7 protein-coding genes and 1 pseudogene are annotated in these 9356 nt (G+C 41.1%); 1 reads left to right on the top strand and 7 read right to left on the bottom strand.

Annotation, left to right across the window (positions count from 1 at the left end):
* The 7 genes and pseudogenes from ACH2DQ_RS12010 to ACH2DQ_RS11980 all read right to left on the bottom strand — a co-directional run.
* Positions 1 to 508 (bottom strand): annotated as a pseudogene (locus ACH2DQ_RS12010) (hypothetical protein); the annotation flags it as partial.
* Positions 509 to 632: 124 nt separating this feature from the next.
* Entirely contained in the window at positions 633 to 1598 is a 966-nt protein-coding gene (locus ACH2DQ_RS12005; protein WP_394911030.1) for a Gfo/Idh/MocA family protein, read from the bottom strand.
* A 140-nt stretch (positions 1599 to 1738) separates the two neighbouring features.
* Complete coding sequence (locus ACH2DQ_RS12000; RefSeq protein ID WP_394911029.1) at positions 1739 to 3031, bottom strand: UDP-N-acetylglucosamine 1-carboxyvinyltransferase; 1293 nt, start codon at positions 3029 to 3031, stop codon at positions 1739 to 1741.
* A 255-nt stretch (positions 3032 to 3286) separates the two neighbouring features.
* Positions 3287 to 3826: a shikimate kinase gene (locus ACH2DQ_RS11995; protein WP_394911028.1), complete on the bottom strand. Its 540-nt coding sequence runs from the start codon at positions 3824 to 3826 to the stop codon at positions 3287 to 3289.
* A 300-nt stretch (positions 3827 to 4126) separates the two neighbouring features.
* Positions 4127 to 5092: a permease prefix domain 1-containing protein gene (locus ACH2DQ_RS11990; protein ID WP_394911027.1), complete on the bottom strand. Its 966-nt coding sequence runs from the start codon at positions 5090 to 5092 to the stop codon at positions 4127 to 4129.
* Complete coding sequence (locus ACH2DQ_RS11985; RefSeq protein WP_394911026.1) at positions 5092 to 5421, bottom strand: PadR family transcriptional regulator; 330 nt, start codon at positions 5419 to 5421, stop codon at positions 5092 to 5094. Before ACH2DQ_RS11985 ends, ACH2DQ_RS11990 begins: the two co-directional genes overlap by 1 nt.
* A gap of 166 nt (positions 5422 to 5587) precedes the next feature.
* Positions 5588 to 8854: a response regulator gene (locus ACH2DQ_RS11980; RefSeq protein WP_394911025.1), complete on the bottom strand. Its 3267-nt coding sequence runs from the start codon at positions 8852 to 8854 to the stop codon at positions 5588 to 5590.
* Positions 8855 to 9177: 323 nt separating this feature from the next.
* On the opposite strand from ACH2DQ_RS11980, the gene ACH2DQ_RS11975 reads away from it, so the two are divergent.
* Positions 9178 to 9356, top strand: a 179-nt coding sequence (locus ACH2DQ_RS11975) for a cold-shock protein (RefSeq protein WP_395026871.1), incomplete at its 3' end; no start/stop codon positions are given.

The raw sequence follows: 9356 nt of genomic DNA, 5'->3' as shown, positions 1-9356 counted from the left end.
GGTCAATCAATTCGTTATACTGGTCCGCATCTTCCGGTTTTCCAGTCTGGTCAAGTACCATTTTCGTTACACCCGGATATTGTCCAGGATAAGACTGCAGCATAATTCCATTGCCATAAATCTTCAGGATATTTCCTCTTGCCAGATCTTTCTGCTCAAGCTGTTTACCATCTTTGTCCACCAGTCCCCCTTCAGGAATCGGTGCCGTAAAAAGTGTTCCGTTTTTTGTATCAATAAATATAAAGTTATCCTCGCCATAGGTAAGATACATGGCCGTAATTACGTTTTCTTCCGAATTTTCGGATGATCCCTCTGTTTTTTCTTCCGTAGAATTTGTGGTACTTTCTGTTTTTTGTTCCGTCTGTGCCTCTGACGTCTGTTCTGTTTTACTCACTTTATCTTCAGAATTATTTTTCTTTTTTCCTGTCACCACTACCGCCGCTATAACTGCGATTACAACGAGCACTACGACTCCGGCAATGATATACTTCATGTTTTTATTTTTCATGTTCGTTTTCTCCTTTACTCTGATTATGAACAGTATCAGTTAATATCATACTATATAACATGATATTTATAAAGAAGAATTACAATTTTAACGAAATAAACTTATAAATTCAGAAAATAGGGTATTATTCTTTTCTGCCCATTAACTGGTCAAACATTTCAGCGCAGCGAATTGTCATTTCATGAGGCGCTGTCTTGCTCTGCACCTCACCCCGTCTCACGCAGTCAACCATCTCCTGTATTTCAAAGACAAATCCATTTTCCGTTTGATCCTGAAAGTGCACCGGTTCCTCCTGGTCACGGTATAAGATGCATTCCTGGCCGTAATGTACCAGTGGAACCACGATTTTGCCATCCGTTCCATAAAATACCGCTTCATCGTTAAATCTGGCTGCTATGCTTGCATGCATATTCGCAATACAATTGTCGTATAAAATGGATATCTGTTCCGTCTTATCCACTCCTGTCTCAGACCGAATCATATATGTATGCATATCCCGAATGGGACGATCCAGGAAATAGGTCATCAGCTCAAAGCAATAGACCGTCACATCCGTTGCCGCACCGCCAGCCAGTTCCGGGTTGTTGAAGCGGTTCTTAGGATCATTGCCTGCCGGGAATCCAATGTTTATTTCCGCCAGTTCCACATTTCCAATTTTTCCTTCTTCCAGCCATTGTTTTGCAACTATGTTATGGGGCAGGAATCTGGACCACATGCCCTCCATAACAAATACCCCCAGCTCTTTAGACCTTCGGAAAACTTCCTCTGCCTCTTTTGCATTTACCAGCATTGCCTTCTCACAAAGCACTGGTTTTTTATAATCCAGGCAGAGCATGGTAAGTTCAAAATGATAATTAGGCGTTGTCGCAATATAGACTCCATCCGGGTCAGCATCCTTTAACATCTGTTCATAACTGTCATAAGCCTTTGCTACATGGTTCTTCTTTGCAAACTGCTCCGCCCGTTCCAGGCTTTTACTGGCTACCGCCACAACTTCCATATTCTCCAGCCGGTTAACCGCATCACAAAATTTTTCTGCTATTCCCCCTGCTCCCATAATTGCAAAACGAAATATTTTCTCCTGTTCCATCTTGAAATCCTCCCATATTTTATTAAAATGCAAAGAAATAATTCTTTGTGTACAACCTTTTATCCCATTTTCCCCAAAAATAAACAAAGAAAGGACAAAGGATTTAAAAAATCCTCCGTCCCTGACTGCTATATGGTGTTTCAACCAATTCTAAGTTTAAATTTCTGTATTTCCTTTTCGCTGGACACTTTCTCTATTTCAGCTCCAAGCCCACGAAGTTTATCTTCAAAACTCTCATAGCCACGCTGAATGTAAACGATATCATCTACAATCGTAATTCCTTCTGCTGCAAGTCCTGCAATTACAAGGGCTGCCCCAGCTCTCAAATCCGGTGCGCTCACCTGTGCACCTGTCAGTTTGTCCACTCCGTAGATAACTGCCGTATTACCTTCAACCTTAACGGTTGCTCCCATTCTCGCAAGCTCATCCACATACTTAAAACGATTCTCAAAGATGCTCTCCGTTACAATACTGGTCCCTGTTGCCAGTGCCAGGGTAACTCCGATCTGGGGCTGCATATCCGTAGGATATCCAGGATATGGTAATGTCTTAACATTGGTATTGCGTAACTGTTTTGATGCGACAACGCGTACCGCATCATCAAATTCTTCAACTTCACAGCCAATTTCAATTAATTTTGCTGTTGTGGCTTCCAAATGCTTTGGAATCACATTTCTCACCATAACATCACCCTTCGTTGCTGCTGCTGCAAACATGAAGGTTCCTGCTTCTATCTGATCCGGAATAATGGAATATTCTGTTTTATGAAGCTTCTCAACACCGCGGATACGGATCACATCGGTACCTGCGCCTTTGATATTTGCTCCCATACTATTCAGGAAGTTTGCCACATCAACTACATGAGGCTCTCTCGCTGAATTCTCAATAATGGTATATCCTTCCGCCATGGTAGCCGCCATCATAATATTGATTGTAGCACCAACGGAAACGGTATCTAAAAAGATATGCTTACCAACGAGTCTGTCCGCCTGGGCAACAATTGCACCATGCTGAATGCTCACCTTTGCTCCTAATGCCTTAAAACCTTTCAAATGCAAATCAATCGGTCTGCTTCCGATATTGCATCCTCCCGGCAGAGGTACTTCTGCCCTCTTGTATTTTCCTAATAACGCTCCTAATAAATAGTAAGAGGCTCTTATCTTCTTTATGAACTCATAATCCACGCTGACACTGCCAATCATGGAGCCATTAATTAAAACTGCGCTCCTGCTTACTCGTTCCACCTTGGCGCCAATTACACTGATAGCTTCTAACAGTACATTCACGTCCTGTACATCTGGTAAATTTTCTACTAGTATGGTCTCATCTGTCATAATTGCGGCCGCAAGGATTCCAAGCGCTGCATTCTTAGCCCCACCGATTTCAACATCACCTACCAGTGGGTTACCGCCTTTAATAATATATTGTTCCATAGGACACCTCTATACTTATTTATACTCTCTTCAAATCTACAGACAAAAACGACCCCTCGAATTTTGTCTCACTGTTACCCCTTTAAAATATCTAAACTATATTATATCACATTCTTTACTTTTGTAAACAAAAATTAAAATTTAAGTAATTTTTTCCATATATCTTTCAAAAAAAATACAATCAAAAAGTATTTCCTGTGCACTATTACCCCTAAAATATGGCAAAATGTTACAAAATTATGTATTTCTATTTGTCTATTTTTTCCTGCGCTTCGATCTGTCTCCAGGTGCAATCCCCAATTTCTTCAGACCTTCCACAACTGCATCCAGTGTCTCTTCCACCGTTAAACCGGCCTCATTGACAACAATATCTGCATATTTATCATAAAGCGGCGTCCGCTCATCAAACAGATTCGAAAGTGTCTGACCCTCTCTCAGAACGACACCGCGCCCTTTCAGGTCACCCAGACGCTTTGACAAAGGTTCGTAATCCAATTGTAAATATATTACAGTTCCAATGCGGCTTAAGTTCTCCATAGCTTCTTTTCCATATACCACGCTGCCACCGGTAGCGATTACGGCATTTTCTTCCTGAATCCCGCTGTTCACCCTGTTTTCTATTTTTATAAACCCATCTACGCCGTCTTCTTCAATAATCTCCCGAAGCAGTCTGTCTTCCTGCTCCTGAATTAATATATCCGCATCCACAAAATGATATCCCAGCACTTTAGCCAGAATAACCCCGACCGTACTCTTGCCTACGCCAGGCATTCCGATTAAAACCACGTTACTCATTTGTATACCTCATTCATTTATTTCCGCTGGCAGTGTTCCGTATTAACGCACTTTTGTATCATCTGTCTGCCGCTGCGAGGATCAGATATCCCAACAATTGCTGCTGGGGCATTTGATTGTTGTTACATCTTAACATAGAAACTCCGTTGTTGCAAGCTTACAATCAAAAGGCAGCCTTATATCAGGGTTTTAACCCCATATATGGCTGCCTTTTGATACTCCTTTGCTGATGATGTTCTATGCTATTCTGATGCTGCTCTGTGCTATTTCTCAGCCTGCTCTATACTGTTCCCTGCTAGCTTAAGCATTTCCTTTAAGGCTGGAATAAGCCGATGCAAAGATTCCGAACAAGATACCGGCTGCTGGAAAGACAATCCAGCATATTTTCCATCCTCCAAAACCAATCCCCCAAATGAGAAAAACCAAAGCCGCAATAGGAAATACAACTGCTGCCACAGCTCCGATTACTTTGTTTTTCTTTTGCTCTTCTATGGCAAATTCCTCAATTTTCAGAAGGCGTTTGCAGCATTCTGACCTTGTTCCAAATACAATAAACAGGTATACTGCCGCTGCAATCATAATCAGTAAAAGGCTGACTCCCGCAACCGATGCTTTGTCATTCATGAACCTGCCCAATATGACCGGTATCGGAGAAGCAATGCACAGGCTTACACCTACAATTACAGAGACAACCATTGTAGGTCTTTCCTGTTCGATTAATCTTTCCAAAAATGCCTTTGTTTCATATGATATCTGAAATTCACCTTTTTCAATATTCTTATATTTTTCCAGAGAAAAACCGGAATATATAAATAATCCTACCGAAATAATGATTACGAAAAGCAGTGGAAACAGTGTAATGCCAACTAACAGATTTTCATTAAACCCACCGTCATCCAAAAGCCCGAACATCAACACCATATATGCCACTCCCACGAGTATGATATCCACTCCAACCGCCACCAGCTTTGCACTTTTCTTACTTTTTCTCAGGTATTCGTCCACTTCTGCACTGGTCATCTGGTTATAATCACTGCGGCTGGCAGCACTCTGCGGATCAACTCCAAATTCTTTGATTAGCTCATCAATATTGCCAAATTCGGAGATTACAATCCCTACCGCTTCATTTTCGCTCTTCCCGTCTCTCTTTAACTCCTGGTATTTCTCCTCCATATTACCCAGAATTTCTTCCTTCAGGTGTTCCATCTCTCTGGACATCATAAGTCCCCGGAACATGGTATCCACATATGTTCTAATCGTATCCATCAGCTCATCTCCTTTAAAAATTTATTAATTACTTCCTTAGTAAGCTCCCATTCCCGGCATTTTTCCGTCAGGTAATTTTTCCCGGCATCCGTAATCCGAAAATATGTCCTTCTCTTTCCGTAAGTCTCATCACCAAAATAGGATTCAATATATCCATTCTTCTCTAAACGGTTAAAAGCGGAATAGAGTGTTGTTTCTTTCATTACGTATTTTTCATCTGAGATCCGCTTAATTTCCTTGGAAATTTCATATCCATAGGAATCTCCTTTTAACAGGATACTTAGAAGAATTGAGTCATTATAACCCCTTAAAACATCGCTGCTGATCAAATCTCCACCCCCTGTTCTTCATCACGTAGAGTAATTACTTTATCTGATGAAGTAATCATAGCACAATTACTCCATCACGTAAAGTACTTTTTTATTATTATGCAAAAAAATGGAGATATTGAATGAACAATATCCCCATACTTCTGCTGCCCGCTATACACTTCCTCTATAAAAACTTTTCAAGAGTATCAAATAATTTATCCACATCTACCGGTTTCACCAGATATCCGTTCATTCCCGCTTCAAAAGCCAGAATTTTATCCTCGTCAAATGCATTTGCGGACATTGCTATAATTGGAATAGTCCCAGCATCTTTCTTTTGCAGGCTTCTGATAGATCTGGCGGCATCCAGGCCATTCATTACAGGCATCCGTATATCCATAAGGACCGCCAGATAATAATTATCCGGCACGCTCTGAAATTTTCCCAGAGCCTCCGCCCCATTTTCAGCCATATCTACCACTATTTCATGCAGTTCAAGGAGGGATTTTGCTATTTCCATATTAAGCGCATTATCCTCTACAAGAAGAACATGCTGTCCGTTCAGGTGATAACCTTTTTTTACCTCCGGCTCCTTATGTGTAATCTGAAGCTGAATCAGTGTGTCATAAAGTGTGGACTTAAATAACGGCTTAGGTATAAAATAATCCGCTCCTGCCGCTTTTGCTTCCATCTCTATCATACTCCAATCATATGCAGAAATAATGATAATCATTGTATCAGGACCAGTTAATTCACGTATTTTCCTGGTGGTCTCCACACCATCCATATCCGGCATTTTCCAGTCTATGAGCGCAAGGTCAAAGAGGCATTCATTAGCCAGCGCTGTTTCTACTTCCTCAACTGCCCGCTGCCCGGAATCAACCCAGACTGACTTGGCACCGATATTGGAAAGGATCACGGATGCCTGTTCCCCTACTATACTGTCATCATCCACGATCAGAACACTGATCCCCTTTAAAAGTTCTTTTGATTTGCGTTCCGTCTCCTCATGAATATAGTCGTCTGCCACTCCAAGCGGTAATTCAATTTTAAAAGAAGTGCCTTTTCCTACCGCACTTTCCACCTGGATACTACCTCTCATCAACTGTACCAGATTATGCACGATGGAAAGTCCTAATCCGCTTCCGGTCTGGTTTCTGGCTATATCTGTATTTTCCTGCTCAAATGGCTGGTACAATTTTTTCATAAAATCGTCTGACATACCCACACCCGTATCGGAAACGGTAAATTTCAGAACAGCTGAACCTTCCGACCGTCTGACTTCCTGTATCCCCAGGAAAATATCCCCTCCTGAATGTGTAAACTTAAGTGCATTTGAAATCAGATTCATTAAAATCTGGTTCATGCGGAGGGAATCCCCAATATAGAAGCGCTCCAGCGGTTCCAAATGATGGACTTCAAAATTAATTCCACGCAAAACTGACTGTGGATAAATAACTTCGGTAAGGCTCTTTATAAATGCGGTGAAATCAAAGCGTGCATTGGTAAGAACCATTTTTCCGCGTTCAATCTTGGACATATCCAATATATCATTGATCAGGGCAAGCAGATATCGGGATGATGCATCTATTTTCTGAAAGCAATCCAGCATTCTGCTCTTATCGTCTACTTTTAACTGCCCGATTGTACTCATACCTATAATTGCGTTCATTGGTGTGCGGATATCATGGCTCATTCTGGATAAGAAATCTGACTTGGCATTATTAGCCGACTCCGCAGCTGCCAGCGTATCCCGCAGGAGCTGCTCCTGTCGTGCCTTCTCAGCTCTTTGTTCATCCAGAACCCGGAACAGCATAATTGCCAGAATGTCTTCATCGTATGGATTGTCAACAAATATGACATGGTTGGCAATCCAATGATATTTCCCGTCATCTCCCATCTGCCTTAATTCAGTATAAATGTCATGGCTGCCGCTTTCAAACCGCTTCAGAATACCAACTCTTTCAAAAGTACGCCGATACTCTTCCCGGTAGGACGGATAGATCAGAGTATGCACTTTATCTACCATCTCATTATAATCTCCGTGGGCATCATGCTGCATAATAAAGTTCCCTGTTGTCAGGCAGTCATATGTATTTTGCGACAGGTTAATCTTCATAATTAACGGATATGCTGTAAAAATGGCAGCTCTCAAAATCTGGTTTTCCAGCAGTTGTCCCTGTTCTCTCTCCCTGGAAAGCTGCTTGTTCTCGGTAATATCATTGAGCACTGCCTGTATCACCTCAACGCCATTGGCATTGATAAGCCGCTCCATATATACACTGATCCAATACCTGGTCCCGTCTTTTCGGATTCCTTCTCTTTCATAAGACGCTTTGTCACCGGTGCACTTTAAACTGTCAAATATTAATCGGTAATGCTGGTTCTCTTCTTTTAATATTAAATCAAAAGTATCTCTTTTATTCTGAAGAAAATCCTCTTCATTGTATCCATAAATTTCCCAGGCACAACGATTTGCATAATATATTTTATGGCTGGGCTTCGTACTGAGCTGAATAATTCCACTTGGAATGGTGTCATAGAGCTGTGTCAGGAAATCAGCCTGCCTTTTCACATCCCGGTTTGCTTTCAAAAGCTTAAACTCCTGATTTTTACGATCGGATATATCTGTTATAAAACAGGATATAGCGGGTTCATCCCCATCCCCAACCCTCTTGCCAATATCCATAATCCACAAAACTTTTCCATCCGGACGCAGAATACGGTATTCTATGGAGTAAGTATCCCCTTCATTAAAAGCTTGTTCAACCTGCTTTCTTACTTTTTTATAATCTTCCGGAAATATAAAATCCCGGAAACAAATCTGGATTTTATCAGAGTACCCGTTTTCTCTTTCGCAACCCAATACCTGGCAGAGACCAGAGCTGATCCAGCTAACAGTAAAAAACTCATCCATTTTGCAGACTGCCATCCCTCCCGGGAGCTGTGACATCATCAGTTCAATTTGACGGTTCTGCTCGATCACCTTTTCCTGCATCTTCTTATAGGCTTCCTTGGCAGCCTCAACCGGGAACAATTCATCATCCCCCAAAGCTGACAAGGGAACCGAATTATGTATATGCATCGCTTCAAGACCATTTTCCGTTCTTCTGAATATGAAAGTAACTCTTTGCCTGGTATACATATTCATTCCAGTATCCGGCTTCGCTTCCAGCATACTTTCCCCTTCACAGAGATAATAATCAGGTCCCAGTTTTGATACTACGTAACGCTCATCCCACATATCACAAAGAATCAGATCATCTTTTCCATCCAAAAAGTGGCGGCTGACTTCTTCCTTTCCTTCCGCACGCTGTTTTTCTCCCGCTCCCAGCCAGATAATGTCCTGGCTTAACGTAGAAATTAAATAATCTATATCTCCTTCGCAAAAATATTTTTTTAGAATATTGTCGGCAAAAGTAATGATTTCATGCTCTTCATAATTTGTCATAACCGCTAAGCTCCTTTATCTCCAGAAAATACCTGTTTCTTGTTCTATTTTAACATAATTATTAACGAATAGATAGAGGTTCCAACCCAGAAAAATCAGAGGATTTTCCCTAAAATATTTTCCTATCAGAATGCCCTTAAATTCCTTATTTTTTGCTTGACATTTTCCCCTTAAACGGCTATAATTTGACTTGTATCAAAGATTTATTGGATGTAAAGTAATTCACTAGTTATTAGAGATTATATTTAGCACCTATATAATCTGTAATAGCTGGTGAATTTTTTATTTTCAAGAGCACAATATTTTAATGGAGGTACCACAAAATGAACAAAGGTACAGTGAAATGGTTTAACGCAGAAAAAGGTTACGGATTTATCACAGGAGAAGACGGACAGGACGTTTTCGTACATTTCTCTGCAATCAATGGAGAAGGCTTCAAATCTTTAGAAGAAGGTCAGGCTGTAAGTTATGATTTAACAGAAGGCGTTCGCGGAATGCAGGC

The sequence above is a fragment of the Robinsoniella sp. genome (assembly GCF_034124845.1).
This window is presented reverse-complemented; position numbering and strand designations above follow the sequence as displayed.